Below are 21,398 nucleotides of genomic sequence, written 5' to 3' on the forward strand. Positions count from 1 at the left end.
CCCAATGCCCTATAGTGACGAAGACAAGCGACTGAACCTATCTGCTGGAATTGCTTCGGTCAGCGTGGCCGCATTGCTGGTCAGTATGAAGCTATGGGCGCTGTGGCAAACCGGGGCTGTGTCCATTGGGGCGTCGCTGGCCGATAGTGCGATGGATCTGCTGATTTCCATGGCGGGACTATGGACGATCTTATACGCCGCCCGCCCTGCCGATGACGACCATGCTTTTGGCCATAGCTCTGCCGAGGATCTGGTATCCCTGGGTCAGGCAGTCTTTGTGACCGGATCGGCCATCGCGATCATCGTTGCCTCCCTGCGCCGATTGACCGCAGATACTGCGCCCGAACTGATGTCTGAGGGGGCCGGTATCATTGTAATGGCGCTATCAGCCCTGGTGACGGGTGGGCTGGTGCTTTGGCAATCGCGTGTGGCCAAGCGGACGGGCAATAAGGTCGTGTCCGCTGATATGTTGCATTACATCGGGGATTTTTTGCCAACCATCGGTGCGATTATCGCCCTTTATGGTGCGCGGCAATTCGGTTGGACATGGTTGGACCCTGTTGTCGGCCTTATCGCGGCGGCTGTAATGCTGCGCGGCGCGATCAAGATCGGCTGTGCGGGGTGGAATGCCCTGATGGACCGCGCGGCGGATCCTGAAACCTTGCAAGGTATCACCGATATTGTCAGCAACTGGCCACAGGTGCACGCGTTCCATGATCTAAAAACCCGCACCGCAGGTCCAAAGCTGTTCGTGCAATTGCACCTAGAGCTGGACGGGGCCCAAAGCCTGAACCAAGCCCATGAAATCGCCGCACAGTTAAAGCGCGCCATTATCGAGGCCTATCCCCAGGCCGATGTCATCATTCACAAAGATGTTTGGGACCCAACGCGGCCTTAATCAAAAGCTGTGGACGAGATCAAAGGTTGCAGGTCTGTGCACAGATGCACTGGCCCCTTTCGTTCGCGCATGCTAGCGATTTTGCATGATCGCGATTTTTCTACAAACTTTACCGTTTTTTGCCCTGATCGGGCTGGGCTGGTTTGCCGGGCGGATTAAGTTTTTTCCGCCCCAAGCCACCGCCTATCTGACGAAATTCGTATTTTTCTTCCCGCTTTCAGCGATGCTGTTCCAGTTCACCTCCACATTGGACATCGAATCCCTGTTCGATCCGGCGTTCGTCGCCGCTTATGTGCTGGGCTCGGTTGTCCTATGGTTGGTCGGCTTTGGCGTGGCACGCACCCGGGGCGAGCCCATCTCGCTTGCTGCGATGGAGGCCCACACCGGCATGACTGGCAACACCGGTTTTTTGGGCGTGCCAATGTTGGCGGCGATTTTGGGCGAACGTGCGGTCGGACCGATTTTGATGGTGCTTACATCTGATTTGGTGATTTTTGCCGCGTTGATCACCATCGTCATCACCGGATCACGTCAAGGCCGTATCGCGGTAGCCCCGATTGCACTGGGACTGATCAAGAACCCGATGATCGTGTCGATGGGGGCAGGCATGATCTGGTCTGTTCTGCATCTGCCGATGCCTCAACCTTTGCTGCAAATGGTAACAATTTTAGGGGCCGCAGCCACCCCCGGTGCGCTGTTTGCGATTGGTGCCACACTGGCAACATTGCGACTGACCCGATTGGGCCCTGCGATCTGGCTTTCGGGCGTTAAACTGATTTTGCATCCGCTGGCCGTGGCCGCAACATCGCTGCTGATCTTTGGGGTTGATCCATTCGCAGCCGGCGTGATGATCGGGGCCAGCGCGCTACCGGTGGCGGGCAATGTTTACATGCTCGCCCAACATTATAATGTTGGCACTGAACGTGTTTCGGCCGCGATTTTCGTATCAACCGCTTTCAGCATCCTGACCTTGCCTTTCGTGCTGTCCTGGGTTCACGGCTAGGCCAAAGGATATGCGGACAGACCTTCGTTGTTTCCTCACCCAGACCCCGGCGCCAAACGCGCCCCATGTGATCCATAACCAATGAAACGGATCAGGTCGCGCAATAAAGATGCGGTAAAGATACTGCGGTTTGCCACGGCCTTGATCACATCTAGATAGAACGGAGACCGCCATGCGGACCATCTCAGAAAATCGGTGCTTTGAAGGCGTTCAAGGCGTATATGCGCATTCCTCTACATCCACCGGCTGTGACATGACCTTTGGTCTGTTCCTTCCCCCCGACGCGCAAGACGGGCCGGTTCCGGTTCTGTGGTATCTGTCAGGGCTGACCTGCACCCATGAAAATGCCATGAGCAAAGCAGGCGCACAGGCCTATGCTGCAGAAGCCGGAATCGCGTTGATTTTCCCCGACACCTCGCCGCGCGGCGATGATGTTGCAGATGATGAGGCCTATGATCTGGGCAAAGGCGCAGGGTTTTATGTCAATGCTACCCAAGACCCTTGGGCGAAACATTTCAAAATGTGGGATTATCTGGCCGAAGAGCTGCCCGCCGTTGTGGCAGAGCATTTCGCGCTGGATATGGAACGTCAGGCGATAACCGGCCATTCCATGGGCGGGCACGGTGCACTGACATTGGCAATGCGTCAGCCGGGGCGGTTTCGTTCGGTATCGGCCTTTGCACCCATAGCACAGCCCACACATTCCGATTGGGGCCGCAAACAGTTAAACGCCTATCTGGGCCCAGATGAAGGCGCGTGGCTTGACCATGATGCCACCCATCTGATGACCCAATTGGGTTTCGATGGCGAGGTTCTGGTAGATCAAGGCGATGCGGACCAGTTCCTGGATCTTTTGCGGCCAGAGGCCTTGGCGCAGGCGATGGCAGCCCGGCGTCAGCCCGGCACATTCCGCATGCAGCACGGCTATGATCACAGCTATTATTTCGTGGCCAGCTTTATTCCAGATCATATTGATTTTCACGCTCAGGCGCTGTGGAAATGATCTATATTGATGCCGATGCCTGCCCCGTCAAAGCCGAGGCCGAAGCCATCGCTACGCGGTTGAACATCGGGTTGCGGCTCGTGTGCAACGGCGGGCTGCGCCCCTCTGCCAACCCTTTGGTCGAAATGATATATGTGCCTGATGGCCCGGATGAGGCCGACAAATGGATCGCAGATCAGGTAGGGCCGGGCGATGTGGTGATCACCGCAGATATACCGCTGGCCGCACGCTGTATCGAACATGGGGCGCGGGTGTTGAAACATGATGGCGATCCCCTGACCGAGGCCAATATCGGCAACGTCTTGGCAATGCGCGACCTGATGACCGATCTGCGCTCGGCCGATCCGTTCCGTCAAGGCGGCGGCAAGCCGTTTTCCAAGGCGGATCGGTCCCGTTTCATGATGGCGCTGGACCGTGTCGCGCGCGCTGCACAAAAGGACAAACCCAATGGTTAAGGCGGTGATTTTCGACATCGGCAATGTCTTGATCGAATGGCAGCCCGAACGTCACTATGATGCCATCATCGGGGAAACCGCGCGGCGGGCTATGTTTTCACAGGTCGATCTGCATGGGATGAATGACACCGTGGATCGCGGCGGTGATCTTGCCACGGAGGCCAGAAAATACGCCGCCGCCCATCCGCAATGGCATGATGAGATCCTGCGCTGGCATAGCGATTGGCATATGATGGCCTCTCCTGAAATCCCGCATTCGGTCCGGCTGCTGCGCGCGCTCCGCACCAAAGGCGTCCCAGTCTTTGCGCTGACAAATTTCGGCACAGGCACATTCGCCACCGCCCAGAAAACCTATCCTTTCTTGCAAGAGTTCGACAAATTCTATGTCTCGGGCGCGATGAAAGTGATCAAGCCTGATACAAAGATCTATCAAATGGTCGAGGCAGATTGCGCGATTGACCCCGCACAGCTGCTGTTCACAGATGACCGCGCCGATAATATCGCCGCTGCCGCCCAGCGCGGTTGGAACACCCATTTGTTTGAAGGCCCCGCCGGATGGGCCGCGCGGATGGTCGCCGAGGGGCTTTTGACACACAGTGAGGCACAATGACCCAGTATCGCACCGCACCGCCCGACATCATCGGCCCAGAGGTTGAGCCGCATCTGAACTGGATCGCCCTGACCGACGCGATGGAGGCCGGGCACCGCCTGCCCCGTGCCGAAGTGGCCGACAGCTTCTTGTATCGCGGGAAAGACACGCTGTTGACACGCTCTGCCTGGATTGATGGGCTGGGGCTTGCCATCAAACCCGCCTCGGTCTTTCCCGGCAACCCCAACAATGGCGTGCCGATGGTCAATGGCGCCGTCAATTTGCTAAACGACACGACCGGTCAACTGGAAGCGATTGTCGATTTTCATCTGGTCACGAAATGGAAAACCGCAGGGGACAGCCTGCTGGCGGCACGGAAATTGGCACGCCCGGATGCCGAACGCATTTTGATCTGTGGGGCGGGCAATGTTGCCCAATCCATGATCGCCGCTTATTCCGCAGCCTTCCCCGGTGCCCGATTTACGCTTTGGAATCGAACCCCCACCAAAGCAAAAGCACTGGCCGATGTCACAGGCGCCAGCGTGGCTGACGATCTTTCCCGCGCCGTGGGCCAAGCCGACATCATCGCGACAACCACAATGGCCATGACACCCTATCTGCAGGGCGAATGGCTAAGCCCTGGCACCCATCTGGACCTGATTGGAGCCTATCGCCCCGATATGCGAGAGGTCGATGACACTGCGTTGACACGCGCGCGGCTGTTTGCCAATGCACGGGCCACCACAATCCATGATATTGGCGAATTCCGGGATCCGATCGCCCGCGGCGTCATCACGCAATCAGATATCATTGCGGATTACTATGACATTGCCAGTGGCCAATTTGCACGCCAATCGGAAGATGAGATCACCTTATGTAAAAACGGCGGTGGTGCGCATCTGGATTTGATGACCGCCCGTTATATCCTGAATGCATGGCGCGGGCGTTAATGCAAACAGGCGGCCCGAGGGCCGCCTGAATTTGGCAAAATATCTGCCGGGTTCACACCTGACGAGAGCGCACCATACCCATGATATCACGGGTCTTTTCGACGACAGGGCGGGCGATAGCATCCGCCCGTTCCGCGCCTTGACCCAAGATCCGGTCAATTTCTGCCGGGTCATCCATAAGGCGCTTCATCTCACCCGAAATCGGCGCCAGCACCGATACAGCCAGATCAGCAAGCGCAGGTTTGAAATCCCCAAACCCGCGCCCTGCGAATTCGGCCACAACCTGTGACGGGGTCTGTTCTGCCAGTTCGGCATAGATATTCACAAGGTTTCGCGCCTCTGGCCGCTCTGCCAAACCATCGATTGTCTCTGGCAATGGTTCAGCATCGGTGCGCGCCTTGCGCAGCTTTTTGGCAATCGTATCAGCATCATCTGTCATATTGATCCGGCTGGCATCCGCAGGGTCGGATTTCGACATTTTCTTTGACCCGTCGCGCAGGCTCATGACGCGGGCCGCAGCACCTTCGATCAGCGGCTCTGGCGCTGGGAAATGGTCCACGCCGAAATCATGATTGAACTTGGCAGCGATATCGCGTGTCAGCTCCACATGCTGTTTTTGATCATCCCCCACCGGCACCATCGTCGCCTGATAGACCAGAATATCGGCCGCCATCAGCGCCGGATAGGCATACAGCCCCAGCGACGCTTTCTCGGCGTTCTTGCCTGCCTTGTCCTTGAACTGGGTCATCCGGTTCATCCAGCCAAGCCGCGCGACGCAGTTCAGAAGCCAACCAAGCTCTGCATGCGCGCCAACCTGTGATTGGTTGAACAGGATGGATTTCACCGGATCAATCCCGGATGCAAGAAAGGCAGCAGCCGCTTCGCGGGTCTGGCGTTTCAGGGCATCGGGGTCTTGCCAGACCGTGATCGCGTGCATATCCACAAGACAGTAGATCGTTTCGATCCCCTCATCTTGTTTTTGCACAAAGCGCTTCAGCGCCCCCAGATAATTGCCCAGTGTCAAATTCCCCGAGGGCTGAATCCCCGAGAAGATGCGTGGCGTAAAACTGGCGTTCAAGACTTCGGTCTGGTCAGACATTGCAGGTATCCTTGGCGGCTTCTGAAAATGGCCTTAACACTCAGGCTGGTAAAAAGGCCTACGCTCGCTTATCTCCAAATTCAAAGCAAGGTCAACCGGAGCCCGATATGCAGGGATATGATGAACGCCCGATCAACCCATTGCCAATGGTCGTCTGGCTGCTATGCGCCCCGATCTTGGCGGGGGAAATTTTATTCGGGCTGGCGGGCTCTGGTATCCTGGGGCCGCAAGCCGCCGGATGGCGATTGGATGCGCTGCAGCGCTTCGCCTTCGATCCTAATATTTTGCGCGCTATGGCCGATCAGAATATCTGGCCGTGGCAACAGGTCATACGCGTGATTACCTACCCGTTCTTCCATGCCAATTTCACGCAGGCGCTGTTCGTGCTGGTCTTTGTGCTGGCGCTTGGCAAAATGGTCGGCGAAGTGTTTCGCGGCTGGGCCGTGGCAGCGGTGTTTTTTGGCGCCGCAATTTTTGGCGCAATTATCTACACATTGGTGCCCTTTACCGAAGGTGCACTGATGGGTGGCTATCCTGCGGCCTATGGGTTGATCGGCGCCTTCACCTGGATCTTATGGACCAAGCTGGGCATGGCACATGCCAGCCGCGCGCGTGCCTTTACCCTGATTGGGTTTTTGATGGGCATTCAGCTGATCTTCGGCATCGTCTTTCCCGGGTCACTGGATTGGATTGCCGATTTGGCAGGGTTCACCGCAGGCTTCACAATGAGCTTCTTCGTCGCGCCTGGGGGGCTGCGCCGGGCGCTTTCGCGGATCCGGCGCCGCTAGTCATCCGCGTTTCACCGCTGATTTGAAATCGGTGGCCTTAAAGGCGCCAATCGCCAGACCGATGGCGAAATATGCACCGATCCCAGCAAAGATCACAATTGCCAGCGCACCATAGCGCAGGCCCGCTTCGTGTAAGGGGCTGTCCAGCATCCGGGACAGGCCCCAGACAAAACCACCCATCCCGGCAGAGGCCAAAAGGATACGCGGCAAGCGCTGAAAGAACCTCAGGTCAAATCGGGCTGCGTCGCCCATCGCACGTGCCCCCCACCACAGCTGCGCAACCATCGCCCAGCTGGCCAATGTTGTGGCCACAGCAGCAGCATAAAAGCCGATGAACGGCGCTAGCCCAATCGCCAAAACCGCATTTAACGCCATCGCAACCAGCGCATAATTAAACGGCGCACGGGTATTTTCGCGCGCATAGAATAACGGCTGCAAGACCTTTTGCAGCACAAAGGCCGGCAGGCCCGCGCCATATATCGCCACCGCCAGCGCGGTAGAGGCTGCGGCCTCTGGCCCGAACGCACCGCGCTGATACAGCACCGACACAATCGGCCCCGCGATGACCATCAGGGCAACCGCTGGCGGCACGGTCAATGCCAGCGCAAATTCCGCCGCGCGAGAGAAGGAATGGCGCGCACCGTCATCATCGCCTGCACGCAGACGCCGCGCCAAATCCGGCAATAGCACAATCCCGATTGCGATCCCCACCACACCCAGCGGCAGTTGATACAGGCGATCCGCATAATTCAGGATGGAAATCGCACCATCTTGAAACCAACTCGCTACCTGACGGCCTACCAGCAGGTTCACCTGAACAACACCGCCTGCCAGCATCGCTGGCCCTGCCACACGGGCCAGACGGCGCATATCGGGGGACAGGCGCGGCCAGACAGGATACAGGCGAAACCCCGCGCGCGATGCAGCGATCCACACCAACGCAAGCTGCGCGATCCCCGCCACTGGCACACACCACGCAAGCGTTTGGCCCACATCCCAGCCCGCCGTATCCGCCAGCATCATGCCGCCCACGAAAATGATGTTCAACAAGACCGGCGCAGCAGCAGAGGCTGCAAACCGGCCAGAGGCATTAAGCACCCCGGACAGCAACGCAGATAAGGAAATGAACAAAATATATGGGAACGCGATCCTACCGAAATTGGTCGCAAGACCAAGCCGCTCATCCTCGGCAAAGCCAGACGCCATCGCCAGCACCAACCACGGCATCGTCACACTGGCCAAAAGCGTCAGCACGATCAAAATCGTGGTCAACCCACCCATTGCCTCACGCGCGAAGGCCTGCGGATTTTCATCCGCTTCCAGCTTTTTGGCAAAGATCGGCACAAAGGACATGTTCAGCGCCCCTTCCGCAAAGAAGCGACGGAACATATTGGGCAGCGAAAACGCGACAAAAAACGCGTCGGCCACCGGGCCTGCCCCCAAAAATGCTGCGATCATCATATCCCGGACAAAGCCCAGCACCCGGCTTAGCAATGTCCACATCCCTACCGTCAGAAAGCCCCTGACAAGCCGTATTGGCTTCATTCGTTACCCGCCCTCCGGGAGCCGGAATCGATCGCATCACGCAGACGCTTCTCCAACGCTTGGCGTTTCGATTCCGAATGCAGTTTCAGGCCGATCATATCTTTCACATAAAAGCTGTCGACCACCTGCGCGCCATATGTCGCGATCACAGCACTTGCAATATAGATATTTGCAGAGGCCAGTGCCCGGGTCAGATCATACAACAGGCCGGGACGGTCACGGGTGTCCACCTCGATGATCGTATACAGCTCCGACCCCTCATTATCGAACATGATATGAGTAGGAAATTTGAACTGACGTTCGCGTTTCTTGATCTTGTCGCGGTCTTTAAGCGCATCGCGCGCAACCACTTCACCTTTTAGTGTCTTTGAGATCATCGTGCGCAAACGCGGCAGGCGCGATGCCTCATAGGTATGGCCATCGGCGTCCTGAATCCAAAACACCGCCGTCGCATAGCCATCCTTGGAGGTATAGGTCCGCGCATCAACCACATTGGCCCCAACCAGCGCCAACGCCCCCGCCAAGCGCGAGAAAATTCCCGGGTGATCGGCAAGCGCGAAAGATGCCCGCGTGGCGTCATGATCGGGGTCAATTTGCAAATCAATGCGAATTTCATCATCGCCCAGATTACGCAGCGCCTCCGCGAAAATCTCATGGTTGATTGCCGCAAGCCCCTGCCAATAGGGGTCGTAATGGCGGCTGATCTCTGCCCGGCGCTCTTTCACCTCCCAGCCGGCGGCATCCAACGTCTCACGAAGGGCGCGTTTGGCATCTTCAGAACGTTCCGCACGGCTGACTTGTCCTAACCCATGTTCCAGCGCCTGCGCGGTTTCCGCATGCAACCGGCGCAGCAACGTGGCCTTCCAATTGTTCCACACATTGGGCCCAACACCGCGAATATCGCACACTGTCAACACCGTCAGCAGATCCAGCCATTTGCGGTTCTTCACCACTTTGGCAAATTCGCGGATCGTGCGTGGATCAGAAATATCGCGCTTTTGCGCCATGTCGGACATGACCAGATGATTGCGCACCAACCATTCCACGGTTTCACAATCACTGTCCTTCAGCCCCAATCGCGGCGCGACCGAGCGCGCGATTTTTGCCCCCAGGATCGAATGATCCTCTGGCCGGCCTTTGCCGATATCATGCAACAGCAGCGCCACATACAGCACCTTGCGATTGACCCCATTCTCTAGGATCTCAGAGCTAAGCGGCAGCTCTTCAATCAGCTCTTTGCGTTCGATTTGCGCAAGGGTCGAAATCACCTGGATCGTATGTTCGTCAACGGTATAGCTGTGATACATATTGAACTGCATCATCGCGACAATGGGTTCAAATTCGGGCAGAAACGCCGCCAGAACATTCAGCTCATTCATCCGGCGCAAGGCGCGCTCTGGATTGCCATGTTTCAGCATCAGATCCAGAAAGATCCGCTGCGCCTCTTTATTGCGGCGGACTTTGTCATCAATCAGATGCAGATTGGCCGAAATCAGCCGCATCACATCGGGGTGGATCAACATTCCCGTGCGCAGCGCCTCTTCAAAAATCCGCAAAAGATTGAGCGGATCGGCCAGAAACGCGTCTTCGCTGCTAATATTGATGCGGTTGTTTTCATCAAAGAACGGCGATTTAAGCGTTTTCCTACGCCGAAAAATTCGCGTCAGCTTGGGCGCGGTTTTAACGTGTTTCTCTTCCAGCTTGGTCAGGAAGATACGGGTTACATCGCCAACGATCGTCGCATGGCGGAAGTAATCTTGCATAAACACCTCAACCGCGCGGCGGCCTTCGGTGTCTGAATACCCCATGCGCACCGCCACATCGACCTGCATGTCAAATGTCAGCTGGTCCGAGGCCCGCCCAGCGATCAAATGCATATGGCACCGCACCGCCCACAGGTAATTTTCCGCATTGTGAAAATGCAAATATTCTTCTTCAGTAAAGGCCCCGATAGCGACCAATTCCGCCGCCCGGTTCACCCGGTGAAGATATTTCGCGATCCAATACAGGGTTTGCAGGTCCCGCAGCCCGCCTTTCCCCTCTTTGACATTGGGTTCCAGAACATAGCGCTGCCCGCCCTGACGTTTGTGTCGTTTGGCACGTTCATCCAGTTTTGCCTCAATGAAATCCGATGCAGAATTATGAAACAGCTTTTCTTGCAACTGATTGGTCAACAGCTCTGCCAGCGCCACATCGCCGCAAATCCGGCGATGTTCTAACAAAGCCGTGCGAATGGTGTAATCTTCACGGCCAAGGCTAAGGCAATCTTCGATCGTGCGCGACGCATGACCGACCTTTAGTTTCAGGTCCCACAGCATATAAAGCATGGATTCGATCACCGCCTCGCTCCAGGCGGTCCCGGTGCGTGGCATCAAGAACAGCAAATCCACATCGGAATGCGGCGCCATTTCTGCACGACCATAGCCGCCCACACCCAGGATCGACAGACGATCAGCCGGTTTTTCCCGTCCTTCCTGCGGGTGCAGGTAGATCTGCGCCACATGTGCGACAGCGGTGACAAGGCCATCGGTCATCCGGGCATAATTTTGCACCGTTTCGCGCGCTGCACGCGGATGTCTATCAAATTCCGATTCAATCCACGGCAAGGCGGCTTTGCGCGCGGTTTGCAAAAATTGCACCGTGGCTGTGCGAATATCTTTTTCGTCACTCATACCGTATAGCGCGTGGTCCAGCGCCTCGATCAATGACAATGGGGTCAACAGCAATGGCGCGCCGGAATCAGCCGGGGCAAGGACGAAATCGTTACTCATGATAATAGCCTATATCCCAAGCAGGGTCTGAGTGGGGGCCCGATGTGGGCCCCCGCGTGTCTTATGGCCAATATTTATGGCCAGAGCCGGTCCGGGCCTGATTTACAGACCCGCAGCCGTGAAGCTACGCGGCGCTGGCGACACGATCACGGCCTGACCGTTTTTGATCTGCGCCACTGCCAAGCCGCGCTGGTTCGTACCATCGCCGCGCAGGCGGAAAATGCCATTCACACCCACAAAGCCTGAATTTTGCGTCAATGCGCCCTTGGTCAATGCATTCGCCTTGCCCGCCTTCACCAATGCACCAATCGCCGCGATCCCGTCATAGGCCAAGCCTGCAATCGGGTGCGGCGCCTCACCATAAGCGGCCTGATACCGCGAACGGAATTGTGCGCTTAGGTTCGGATCAGGCAGCGCGAATACACCGCCTTGCAGCCCCGGCAACGCCAAGGTGGCTGGCGGAATATCCCAGCGGGTAAGGCCAATGAATTGCTTGCTGCCAATCGACACACCTTGTTCGGGCAACAGCTGGGACAACAGCGGCAATGCACCCGCCGCATCTGCTGTCATGAACACGGAATCCACGTCATCCGCCTTGGCCCGCGCGGCGATAGTCGGCGCGGCCTGCACGATACCCTGCTGCGAGAACGGGTAGCTCATTTTTCCCGCCAGCTTGACACCATTGCGCGAAATTGCGCGCTCAATCGCCTGTGCGCCAACTTCACCCGCCGTGTTTTGCTCGTTCACGATCAGGACGTTGCGCTTGCCTTGCCCCTTGGCATAGCCGATCAGACGATCTGCGGTATTGTCAAATGTCGGGCCAAGCACAAACACGTTTCCGCCTGCGATTTGTGTGTTGTTTGAAAAGGTTAGAACATTGACATTGCGCGGCCCAACGGCGACGCCCACGGCATTGGCCGATTGTGCGAACACCGGGCCCAAGATGATCTTTGCCCCCTCATCCACAGCTTTGGTAGCCATCTGCGCGGCCTGCGTGGGATTGCCTGCCGTGTTATAAGTGCGCAGGTCGATCTTGACCCCGTCCAGATCCGAAATTGCCAATTGCGCGGCCTGCCGAAGTGACCGTGCAAGCGTCTCGTCGCCCGACGATCCCGATCCCGCCGGAAGCAACAGCGCCACAGGAACTGGTGCAGATGTATTGATCGTCTGCCCCGTGCCGCCACCGGGCATGGAGGTGGGATCACAGGCTGCCAGCCAGAAGGCGGAAACAAGCCCCCCGATTCTCAGCAAGGGGTTGCGGGCCTTATGCAAAATAGGAAACATAGTCAGATCCTCGAGTCCGGGATGGGCAATGGTTTTGCCAGACCCTATGCGATGGCCGGATCGAAGTAAACTTTGCGGGAAGGCACCGAGATGAGCGGAACATGGCAGGCGGGCGATATGCCGCTGGTGGGAAAGACGGCCAGCGGGGCGCGTCTGGCACCGGGACTGCATTTTATTGCCACACCGATTGGCGCTGCGCGCGATATCACTTTGCGCGCGCTGGACCTTTTGGCACAGGCCGACATGCTGGCGGCCGAAGACACGCGGTCGCTGCGGCATTTGATGGACATTCACGGCGTGGCGCTGAACGGGCGTCATATCGTGGCCTATCACGATCAAAATGGCGATTTTGCTCGTCCGAAAATCATGTCCGCCTTGGAGCAGGGGCAAAGCGTGGTCTATGCCTCAGAGGCAGGCACGCCATTGGTGGCCGATCCGGGATATCAGCTGGGCCATGCAGCTATTGACGCCGGCTACCCGGTCTATGCTGCGCCGGGGCCTTCGGCGGTGCTGGCCGCGCTGACCGTATCGGGCCTGCCAAGTGATCGTTTCATGTTTGCTGGGTTTCCACCGCGCACCATGCAAGCCCGGCAAAATTGGTTCTCTGAGATGTCAAGCATCCAAGCCACGCTGATCTTTTATGAATCACCCAAACGGCTGAAAGATACATTGGCGGATATGGCCGCAGCCTTTGGCACAGATCGCCGTGCTGTGGTCTGCCGAGAGCTAACCAAGAAATTCGAAGAAGTTCTGCGCGGCCCGCTGCACGATCTGGCACAGGCGCTGGAAGATCGCACAATCAAAGGCGAGATCGTCGTTTTGGTCGACCGCGCCGAAAAGATCGCGGTGACAGAGGCCGATCTGGACGCCATGCTGCGCCACCGGCTGGAAGACCTAAGCCTGAAAGACGCCAGTGCCGAGGTCGCCAAAGAGCTGGGCCTGAAAAAACGCGATGTTTATCAGCGTGCGCTGGCTTTGTCGAAAGGCGCCTAAGTGACCCGCCCAACCCATGATCCACACGGACCCGTGCGCGGCCACCGCGCCTATCTGTCGGGTGCCGCCGCGGAGGCACAGGTTCTGCGGGCCTATCAGGCGGCGGGTTTCATGGCCGTGGCGCAGCGATGGCGTGGTGCGGGGGGGGAAATCGACCTGATCTTGCGAAAAGGAACGTTGCTGGTCTTCGTTGAGGTCAAACGCGCGCCCACCCATGCACAGGCAGCCGAACGAATATCCGCCGCGCAAATCGCACGGATCGGGCGTGCAGCACTGGCATTTACCAACGGTGATCCCGATGCAGACACCCGGTTTGACGCCGCCCTTGTCGATGCCCACGGACAGGTCGAGATTTTAGAAAACGCATTAATGCGCGATGGTATGTGAAATCACGCGCAAACAGGCTGATGAACGCCGATTGAAACCCGCGCCACATCGCGCCATGTAAGAAGCAACGAAAGGGGGCGCTTATGGCCTTAAAAGTCGCAATTCAGATGGATCCGATTGATCCGATCAACATCGACGCCGACAGCACATTCCGTATTGCCGAAGAAGCACAGTCGCGCGGCCATGAGCTGTTTTATTATACGCCTGACAAGCTGTCATATCGTGAGGGTGAAATTTACGCTCGTGGCTGGCCGCTGACGGTGCGCCGCGAAAAAGGCAATCACTTTACACTTGGCGCGGAAACCGAGGTCAATTTGGCCGATTGGGATGTCGTCTGGCTGCGCCAGGATCCCCCTTTCGATATGGGCTATATCACCACGACCCATATGCTGGAACGTATTCACCCGCATACATTGGTGGTCAATGATCCGTTTTGGGTGCGCAATTGCCCCGAAAAATTGCTGGTCTTGAACTTCCCCGATCTGACACCGCCGACATTGATCGCGCGGGATCTGGCGACGATCAAGGAATTCAAGGCCCGTCACGGCGATATCATCTTAAAGCCCCTTTATGGCAATGGCGGGGCCGGTGTGTTCCGGCTTGACCCGAATGACCGCAATCTTGCCTCCCTGCATGAGCTGTTCAGCGGCATCAACCGCGAACCACTGATTGCGCAAAAATTCCTGCCTGCAGTGTCCAAGGGCGACAAACGGATCATCTTGGTCAATGGTGAGCCGGTGGGCGCGATCAACCGCGTTCCAGCAGAGGGCGAAACCCGGTCGAACATGCATGTCGGTGGACGCCCAGAGAAAGTCGGCCTGACTGATCGTGACCGCGAAATCTGCGCCGCCATCGGACCATTGCTGCGCGAATATGGCCAGATTTTTGTGGGGATCGACGTGATCGGCGATTGGCTGACAGAAATCAACGTGACCTCCCCCACCGGCATTCAGGAACTGGAACGGTTTGACGGCACCAATATTGCTGGCAAAATCTGGGATGTGATCGAAGACAAACGGGCAAACCGATGAGCCTGCGGCTGCACGCCTTTAACTTTGCGATGCGCTGGGGGACGAAACGTCGCCTTGCGCGGGTAACAGACCCTATAGGCGCGCGGCTTGAAATGGAGCGCGGCACCGACAGTCTTTCGGTGCCGCCCTTTTTGGTAGCGTTGGATGTCGATTTGGGCGGCGTGCCATCATTGGCCGTGCGTGCGGGCCAGATCACGCGCTATGACGCCGCCGTCCTGTATCTCCATGGTGGCGGGTTTTTGGCCGGCTCCCCGCACTCCTATCGCGGTATGGCAGGAGAAATTTCGGCGCGCACTGGCCTAGAGGTCTTTGTGCCCGGCTACCGCCGCGCCCCCGAAAATCCTCTTCCGGCTGCGACAGAGGATGCGTTGTCCGCCTGGCAGGCGTTGATGGACCGTGGATATGATCCCGCGCGTATCGTCTTGATGGGTGACAGCGCGGGCGGTGGTTTGGCGCTGTGCCTGCTGTCGTTGCTTTGTGCTGCGGGCACTGCCCCCTGCGCCAGCATTGTCTTCTCGCCTTGGACAGACCTGACCGGATCCAGCCCGTCCTTGACACTCAATGCCAAGGCTGACCCGATGCTACCGGCCAATAAATTTTCACTGTGCCTGAAATATGTATTGGGGGATATGCACCCTGAAGACCCCCGGATTTCGGCCATTTTCGCTGAATTTTCAGGTGCCAGCCCCGTGCTGATCCAACATTCAATGAACGAAATTCTATGCGATGACAGCCTGCGTATGGGCGACCGCCTGCGCCAATACGGGGTTGATGTCACGGTGCAAAGCTGGCCCGATACCCCGCATGTCTGGCAGCTATTTCCCAAGATGATACCTGAAGCAATCGCCGCACTAGATGATGCTGCGGCGTTTATCGGGCGCCATTTGCCACGTTCGGGGATGGATGCATCGGCATCCGATAGCTAATCGCCTCTGCGACATGTGCACAGGCGATATCCTCCTCTTGCTCCAGATCTGCGATCGTGCGTGCCACCCGCAAAACCCGATGATAGCCACGCGCGGACAAGCCTAGCCGCTCTGCTGCTTGCATTAACAAGGCGCGGCCCATCGGGTCGGGTCGGGCGATCTGCTCTAACACATTGCCCGTCGCATCGGCATTCACCCGCAGCTGTGCGTGATCACGAAACCGCTCAAGCTGAATGGCCCGCGTGCGCGCCACCCGGCCCGCTACACTGGCCGAGCTGTCCCCCGATGGCGCCATCTCCAGATCTGCAATCGCCACGCCGGGAACATCAATACGCAGATCAAACCGGTCCAACAGAGGCCCCGACAACCGCCCAAGATAATCATCGCTGCATCCGGGCGCGCGTTGGCACGCCCTCGCCGGATCCCCCACATAGCCACAACGACACGGATTGGCCGCCGCCACCAGCATGAACCGGCACGGGTAACTGACATGCGCATTGGCGCGGGCCACCATGACGCGCTGCGTTTCAAGCGGCTGACGCAGGGTTTCCAGCACGCCGCGTGGAAACTCTGGCAGCTCATCCAAGAACAGCACACCGTTATGCGCCAAGGACACCTCGCCAGGTGCCGCGCCGCGTCCACCACCAATCATTGCCACACGCGACGCGGTGTGATGCGGATCGCGATAGGGCGCCGCACGCGACAGCCCGCCAGCCTCGATCAATCCGGCCAACGACTGGATCATTGATGTTTCCAACGCCTCTTGCGCGCTTAGCTCTGGCAGCAGCCCCGGCAACCGCGCTGCAAGCATGGATTTCCCCGACCCCGGCGGCCCGGTCATCAGCATATGATGCCCGCCCGAGGCGGCAATCTCCAACGCGCGTTTCGCACGCTCTTGCCCGCGGATATCGCGCAAATCCAGCAGGTGATCGGGCGCGCGCACTTCGCCCGGCTGTGCCGGTGCAAGCGGCAGATCCCCGGTTAAATGTTTGATCGCAGCGTGCAGGGTCGGCGCGGCAATCACAGTCGCGCCACCCACCCACGCCGCCTCTGCCCCGCAAGCGGCAGGACATAACAGACCAAGGTTTTCGGACGCAGCCGTAAGCGCAGCGGGCAAGGCACCGCGCACCGCCACCAAGCGACCATCTAGCGACAGCTCCCCAATCGACACCCACGCCTGCGCATCCTCTGGTGCGAAAATCCCAATTGCGGCCAGAACAGCAAGGGCAATCGGCAGATCGAAATGTGACCCCTCTTTGGGCAGGTCCGCCGGGGCAAGGTTGATCGTGATCCGTTTCGTGGGCAAAGCAATCGATAGCGCAGACAGGGCTGCACGCACCCGTTCACGCGCCTCAGACACCGCCTTGTCGGGCAGCCCCACAATGGAAAACCCCGGCAGCCCTGGCGCAAGCGCACATTGCACTTCTACCAACCGGGCATCGACACCTTCAAAGGCGACGGTATAGGTCTTTGTAACCATCTGCGCCGTCCCCCCAAAGTGCCATGTGGTGCAACCAAACGCGCCACGCCCACAGCGTTGCGCGACATAGTTTACAAATGATTAACGTTGATCTGCCACAGCGCCAGACCGCCCTGCGTACCCTGGGTGATATCGCGTGATGGAACCTGATAGGGCGGATCGATGCCAGGGCTTCGATGGTTCGCTCATGCACGCAGACGATTAAAATCGTAATTCATGTGAAATTTCATTAAGGCGTTTCGCCCCCAAAACCCTGCAATAACATCTTGAAATTTAGCCGAAAATAATTTCTTGAAACTCATAATTTCAGGCTTCTCATGGCCTCCCCCAGAGATATTTCAAGAAAAAAGACGCAAGCGTGAGGAACCAAATCCTGCGTCGCAGCATTATCCAGTTAGTATATGTGACCCGGCGTGACACAGCGCCGTGTACGGGACGCCAACCCCGGGGAGACAAAAATGCCACTCGATGGAATGACCGACGAAACGCTACCACGCCGCGCAATGAAAGCCGAATTTCTGGATGCGGAGACGGAACTGGAATTGACGCGCGCATGGCGCGAAGATCGCGACGAACAGGCCCTGCACCGCCTGATCAGCGCCTATATGCGTCTGGCGATCTCGATGGCATCGAAGTTCCGCAGATATGGCGCACCGATGAACGATCTCATTCAGGAAGCCAGCTTGGGCCTGATGAAAGCGGCCGAAAAATTTGACCCCGAGCGCGGCGTGCGGTTCTCAACCTATGCTGTGTGGTGGATCAAGGCATCGATCCAAGAATTTGTCATGCGCAACTGGTCGATGGTGCGCACCGGCTCCACCTCATCGCAGAAGTCGCTGTTCTTCAACATGCGCCGTGTTCAGGCCCAGTTAGAGCGCGAATATGCCGCCGAAGGGATCGTTTTGGACGGTGCACAGCTGCGCCAACGTGTTTCAGAAGTGATCGGCGTGCCACTCGCCGATGTTGAGATGATGGAAGGCCGCTTGTCGGGTAGTGATTTCTCGCTCAATGCGACGCAATCCAGCGAAGATGAAGGCCGTGAATGGGTCGACACGCTGGAGGATGAAAACGCCAATCCCGAAGATCACGTCACCGAGCAGCATGATGGTCGTGCGATGCGCGGCTGGCTGCGCGATGCGCTTGCCCGCCTGTCAGAGCGCGAGCACTATATCGTGCGCGAGCGTAGACTAATTGAAAACCCACGCACGTTGGAAAGCCTTGGACAGGAAATGGGTCTGTCGAAAGAACGTATCCGCCAATTGGAAGCCCAGGCTTTCGTGAAAATGCGCAAATCTTTGGAAACGCATGGTGCGGAGTTGCAAACTTTCTTCGCCTGAAATCAGCTGTGCCCTTCCCCGGGATCACAAAGCTGCAAAGGCCGGACCGCGTGTCCGGCTTTTGTCGCTTCAGGCCCCTACCTGCGATCCCTTGCGCATCGCCGCGCCGGGTTTTAGATCTTAGGGGCTGCGACAGGGGGGCATTATGCTGACAGGTAAGCGGATCGGTCTGATCATTGGCGGCGGCATCGCGGCTTTCAAAGTGCCCGAGCTAATTCGCATGCTGCGCGCTCAGGGCGCCAGCGTCACCCCGATTTTGACCCGTGCAGGGGCGCAATTTGTCACGCCTCTGACCATTTCATCCCTTGCGGGGGAACAGGTCCATCAAGATCTGTTCGATCTGACCCGCGAAACTGAAATCGGCCATATTCAACTGTCGCGCGCCGCCGATATATTGTTGGTCGTGCCCGCCACAGCGGATCTGATGGCAAAAATGGCATCGGGTTTGGCCAGTGACTTGGCCTCTACCTTACTGCTGGCAACGGATAAAAAGGTGATGATTGCCCCGGCGATGAATGTCCGCATGTGGGACCACCCGGCCACGCAACGCAATCTGGCGCAGCTGCGCGCGGATGGCGTGTTGATTATAGGCCCAGACCAAGGCGATATGGCCTGCGGCGAATTCGGTGCCGGCCGTATGTCAGAGCCTACGACGATTGTGCAGGCGCTTGTTGCGTTTTTCGCCCAAGGCCCGCTTGTTGGAAAGCATGTGCTTGTGACTTCGGGTCCGACACATGAACCGATTGACCCGGTGCGCTATATCGCCAATCGATCATCTGGCGCGCAGGGCACCGCGATTGCTGCGGCGCTGCGCGATCTGGGCGCGCGCGTAACCTTTATCACCGGCCCGGCCAGCGTGCCACCACCCGAAAATGTCACGGTGATACGGGTGCAAACGGCTCAGGATATGCTCAATGCTGTCACTCAAGCCCTGCCTGCCGACGCCGCCATTTTTGCCGCAGCCGTCGCCGACTGGCGCGTGACCAATGCCGCCACGCGAAAAATGAAGAAAGACGGTAGCGGCCAGATGCCCGTTCTGGAATTTACCGAGAACCCGGACATTTTGGCCACGGTCGCACAGCGCAGCACAGACCGTCCGCCGCTGGTCGTAGGCTTTGCCGCCGAAACCCATGATGTTGACAGCCACGCCACCGCCAAGCGCGTCCGCAAAGGCTGCGATTGGATCGTGGCGAATGATGTCAGCCCCGGCACGGGAATCATGGGCGGGACAGAAAACGCCGTGACGATTATTGATGCCAATGGGAGCGACCATTGGCCCCGCATGCCAAAAGCGCAGGTTGCCACCCAACTTGCGCGTAAAATCGCCGCCCATTTGACCAAGGCTGACCAATGACACAGACGATTGCCGTTATGCGCGAAGACTGGGCCGACCCAACCGTCGCCTTGCCACACTATGAGACACCCGGAGCGGCAGGGGCCGATTTACGCGCCAATTTTCCCGATGCACAACGCACGACTGGCCTGACATTGCACCCGATGGCGCGGGTGATCGTTCCAACCGGCCTGCGTGTCGCCATCCCACAAGGGTATGAGATGCAGATCCGGCCCCGCTCGGGGCTGGCCTTCAAACATGGCATCAGCCTGCCCAACACGCCCGGCACCATCGACAGTGATTATCGTGGGCCGTTGGGGGTGTTGCTGATAAATCTGGGGCAAGAGCCCTTCACAATCGCCCATGGTGATCGCATCGCACAAGCCATCATCGCCCCAGTTGTTCAGGCACAGTTTGAAATCATGACCGCGCTGGACGACACTGCCCGCGGGTCGGGTGGGTTTGGCTCCACCGGGACGGCATAGATGGCAGGACTGCTGATATTGCTGGCCTGTGTGGGCCTGGGAGTGGCGCTGCGGATGCATAGGCTGCAGATCGCCATCGTGGCCGTAGTCCTTATGGCGGGGTTTATAACCGCGCATCTGCTCTTGCCTGACACGTCACCGATCATCGCAATGATTGGCGGCAGCTTGCCCGGGTGGACGGCGCTTTTGGTGATTTGCACACTGGTTGCTGCCTATCGCAAAGCCCTGCATGCGCTGCGCCGTCGGAGCCCGGAGCCCCCTCAACCCGGACCCAAACCTCTGTTTAATGATGCCGAGCTGGAACGCTATGCCCGGCATATCTTATTGCGTGAAATCGGCGGCCCAGGTCAGGCGAAATTGAAACGTGCCAAAGTGCTGGTGATTGGCGCAGGTGGACTGGGATCTTCAACGCTGTATTATCTGGCCGCCGCTGGGGTCGGCACGATCGGCGTGATTGACGATGATGTGGTATCCAATTCCAACCTGCAACGTCAGATCCTGCATCGCGATGCCGATATTGGCATGCCCAAAGTGCACTCTGCCGCCGCCAATCTGCTGGCCTTGAACCCCTATCTGACGATCAAACCCTATCAACGGCGGCTGACACAGGACGACGCCCAAAACATGATCGCGCAATATGATCTGGTGGTTGATGGCTGCGATAATTTTGAAACCCGGTATATAGTCAATGCCGCCTGCGTCGCTACAAAGACACCGCTTTTGTCAGGCGCGATCACCCAATGGGAGGGACAAGTGTCATTGTATGACCCCGCCCGCAATGCGCCCTGCTATGCCTGCATCTTTCCCGAGGCGCCCGCTCCCGGGCTTGCGCCCACCTGCGCCGAAGCAGGCGTGATCGGCGCCCTGCCCGGCATCATTGGGTCAATGATGGCCAGTGAAACGCTTAAAACCCTGACCGGCGCGGGACAAGACCTGCGCGGCCGTTTGGTGATCCATGACGCGCTGTGGGGTGAAAGCCGACAGATCCGGGTGACACGTCAGAAGAATTGTCCCATCTGCGGCGATTGCGCCTGAACGCTC

Annotated in this window: 20 protein-coding genes; 15 read left to right on the forward strand and 5 right to left on the reverse strand. The window is 58.0% G+C overall.

Annotated elements, in window-relative coordinates; genetic code table 11:
• The first annotated feature begins 4 nt into the window (after positions 1-4).
• The 6 genes from BFP70_RS17090 (at position 5) to BFP70_RS17115 (ending at position 4,898) form a co-directional block, all read left to right on the forward strand.
• Positions 5-898 carry a cation diffusion facilitator family transporter gene (locus BFP70_RS17090; protein ID WP_066012843.1) on the forward strand — a complete coding sequence of 298 codons (894 nt, stop codon included), beginning with the start codon at positions 5-7 and terminating at the stop codon, positions 896-898.
• An 85-nt stretch (positions 899-983) separates the two neighbouring features.
• Positions 984-1,901 carry an AEC family transporter gene (locus BFP70_RS17095; protein ID WP_066012844.1) on the forward strand — a complete coding sequence of 306 codons (918 nt, stop codon included), beginning with the start codon at positions 984-986 and terminating at the stop codon, positions 1,899-1,901.
• A gap of 172 nt (positions 1,902-2,073) precedes the next feature.
• Positions 2,074-2,904 carry an S-formylglutathione hydrolase gene (gene fghA / locus BFP70_RS17100; protein ID WP_066012845.1) on the forward strand — a complete coding sequence of 277 codons (831 nt, stop codon included), beginning with the start codon at positions 2,074-2,076 and terminating at the stop codon, positions 2,902-2,904.
• Positions 2,901-3,359 carry a YaiI/YqxD family protein gene (locus BFP70_RS17105; RefSeq protein ID WP_176715595.1) on the forward strand — a complete coding sequence of 153 codons (459 nt, stop codon included), beginning with the start codon at positions 2,901-2,903 and terminating at the stop codon, positions 3,357-3,359. The genes fghA and BFP70_RS17105 overlap by 4 nt, the downstream gene beginning before the upstream one ends.
• Positions 3,352-3,969, forward strand: a complete 618-nt coding sequence (locus tag BFP70_RS17110) for an HAD family phosphatase (RefSeq protein WP_066012847.1) — start codon at positions 3,352-3,354, stop codon at positions 3,967-3,969. The genes BFP70_RS17105 and BFP70_RS17110 overlap by 8 nt, the downstream gene beginning before the upstream one ends.
• On the forward strand, positions 3,966-4,898 hold the full coding sequence (locus BFP70_RS17115; RefSeq protein WP_066012848.1) for an ornithine cyclodeaminase family protein: 933 nt from the start codon (positions 3,966-3,968) through the stop codon (positions 4,896-4,898). Before BFP70_RS17110 ends, BFP70_RS17115 begins: the two co-directional genes overlap by 4 nt.
• Positions 4,899-4,950: 52 nt before the next feature.
• On the opposite strand, the gene trpS is transcribed toward BFP70_RS17115, so the two are convergent.
• The gene (trpS, locus tag BFP70_RS17120; protein WP_066012849.1) at positions 4,951-5,997 is read right to left on the reverse strand and encodes a tryptophan--tRNA ligase; all 1,047 of its coding nucleotides are present in this window, start codon (positions 5,995-5,997) and stop codon (positions 4,951-4,953) included.
• A 107-nt stretch (positions 5,998-6,104) separates the two neighbouring features.
• On the opposite strand from trpS, the gene BFP70_RS17125 reads away from it, so the two are divergent.
• A complete protein-coding gene (locus tag BFP70_RS17125) occupies positions 6,105-6,785 on the forward strand; it encodes a rhomboid family intramembrane serine protease (protein ID WP_066012850.1) in 681 nt (226 codons plus the stop codon).
• On the opposite strand, the gene murJ is transcribed toward BFP70_RS17125, so the two are convergent.
• The 3 genes from murJ to BFP70_RS17140 all read right to left on the reverse strand — a co-directional run bounded on the left by murJ (position 6,786) and on the right by BFP70_RS17140 (position 12,385).
• A complete protein-coding gene (murJ, locus tag BFP70_RS17130) occupies positions 6,786-8,330 on the reverse strand; it encodes a murein biosynthesis integral membrane protein MurJ (RefSeq protein ID WP_066012851.1) in 1,545 nt (514 codons plus the stop codon). It lies immediately after the preceding gene.
• A complete protein-coding gene (locus BFP70_RS17135; RefSeq protein WP_066012852.1) occupies positions 8,327-11,101 on the reverse strand; it encodes a [protein-PII] uridylyltransferase in 2,775 nt (924 codons plus the stop codon). The genes murJ and BFP70_RS17135 overlap by 4 nt, the downstream gene beginning before the upstream one ends.
• Positions 11,102-11,203: 102 nt before the next feature.
• Positions 11,204-12,385: a penicillin-binding protein activator gene (locus BFP70_RS17140; protein WP_066012853.1), complete on the reverse strand. Its 1,182-nt coding sequence runs from the start codon at positions 12,383-12,385 to the stop codon at positions 11,204-11,206.
• 90 nt (positions 12,386-12,475) lie between these two features.
• On the opposite strand from BFP70_RS17140, the gene rsmI reads away from it, so the two are divergent.
• The 4 genes from rsmI (at position 12,476) to BFP70_RS17160 (ending at position 15,722) form a co-directional block, all read left to right on the forward strand.
• Complete coding sequence (rsmI, locus tag BFP70_RS17145; RefSeq protein ID WP_369820215.1) at positions 12,476-13,378, forward strand: 16S rRNA (cytidine(1402)-2'-O)-methyltransferase; 903 nt, start codon at positions 12,476-12,478, stop codon at positions 13,376-13,378.
• Entirely contained in the window at positions 13,379-13,765 is a 387-nt protein-coding gene (locus BFP70_RS17150; protein ID WP_255356761.1) for a YraN family protein, read from the forward strand.
• Between the two features lie 83 nt (positions 13,766-13,848).
• Positions 13,849-14,796: a glutathione synthase gene (gene gshB, locus BFP70_RS17155; protein ID WP_066012854.1), complete on the forward strand. Its 948-nt coding sequence runs from the start codon at positions 13,849-13,851 to the stop codon at positions 14,794-14,796.
• Positions 14,793-15,722 (forward strand): alpha/beta hydrolase fold domain-containing protein, encoded by a 930-nt coding sequence (locus tag BFP70_RS17160; protein WP_066012855.1) that lies wholly within the window; start codon positions 14,793-14,795, stop codon positions 15,720-15,722. Before gshB ends, BFP70_RS17160 begins: the two co-directional genes overlap by 4 nt.
• Here the strand turns inward: BFP70_RS17160 and BFP70_RS17165 are convergent.
• Positions 15,667-17,202, reverse strand: a complete 1,536-nt coding sequence (locus BFP70_RS17165; RefSeq protein ID WP_066012856.1) for a YifB family Mg chelatase-like AAA ATPase — start codon at positions 17,200-17,202, stop codon at positions 15,667-15,669. The genes BFP70_RS17160 and BFP70_RS17165 overlap by 56 nt on opposite strands.
• 458 nt (positions 17,203-17,660) lie before the next feature.
• Here BFP70_RS17165 and BFP70_RS17170 point away from each other — a divergent pair, with 458 nt between their 5' ends.
• The 4 genes from BFP70_RS17170 to BFP70_RS17185 all read left to right on the forward strand — a co-directional run bounded on the left by BFP70_RS17170 (position 17,661) and on the right by BFP70_RS17185 (position 21,392).
• Positions 17,661-18,539 (forward strand): RNA polymerase factor sigma-32, encoded by an 879-nt coding sequence (locus BFP70_RS17170; RefSeq protein WP_083217581.1) that lies wholly within the window; start codon positions 17,661-17,663, stop codon positions 18,537-18,539.
• Between the two features lie 145 nt (positions 18,540-18,684).
• Complete coding sequence (gene coaBC, locus BFP70_RS17175; RefSeq protein WP_066012857.1) at positions 18,685-19,893, forward strand: bifunctional phosphopantothenoylcysteine decarboxylase/phosphopantothenate--cysteine ligase CoaBC; 1,209 nt, start codon at positions 18,685-18,687, stop codon at positions 19,891-19,893.
• A complete protein-coding gene (dut, locus tag BFP70_RS17180; protein WP_066012858.1) occupies positions 19,890-20,357 on the forward strand; it encodes a dUTP diphosphatase in 468 nt (155 codons plus the stop codon). Before coaBC ends, dut begins: the two co-directional genes overlap by 4 nt.
• Positions 20,358-21,392 (forward strand): molybdopterin-synthase adenylyltransferase MoeB, encoded by a 1,035-nt coding sequence (locus BFP70_RS17185; RefSeq protein WP_066012859.1) that lies wholly within the window; start codon positions 20,358-20,360, stop codon positions 21,390-21,392.
• Positions 21,393-21,398 lie beyond the last annotated feature (6 nt).

Source organism: Thioclava sp. SK-1, assembly GCF_001705665.1.
Lineage (GTDB): Bacteria > Pseudomonadota > Alphaproteobacteria > Rhodobacterales > Rhodobacteraceae > Thioclava.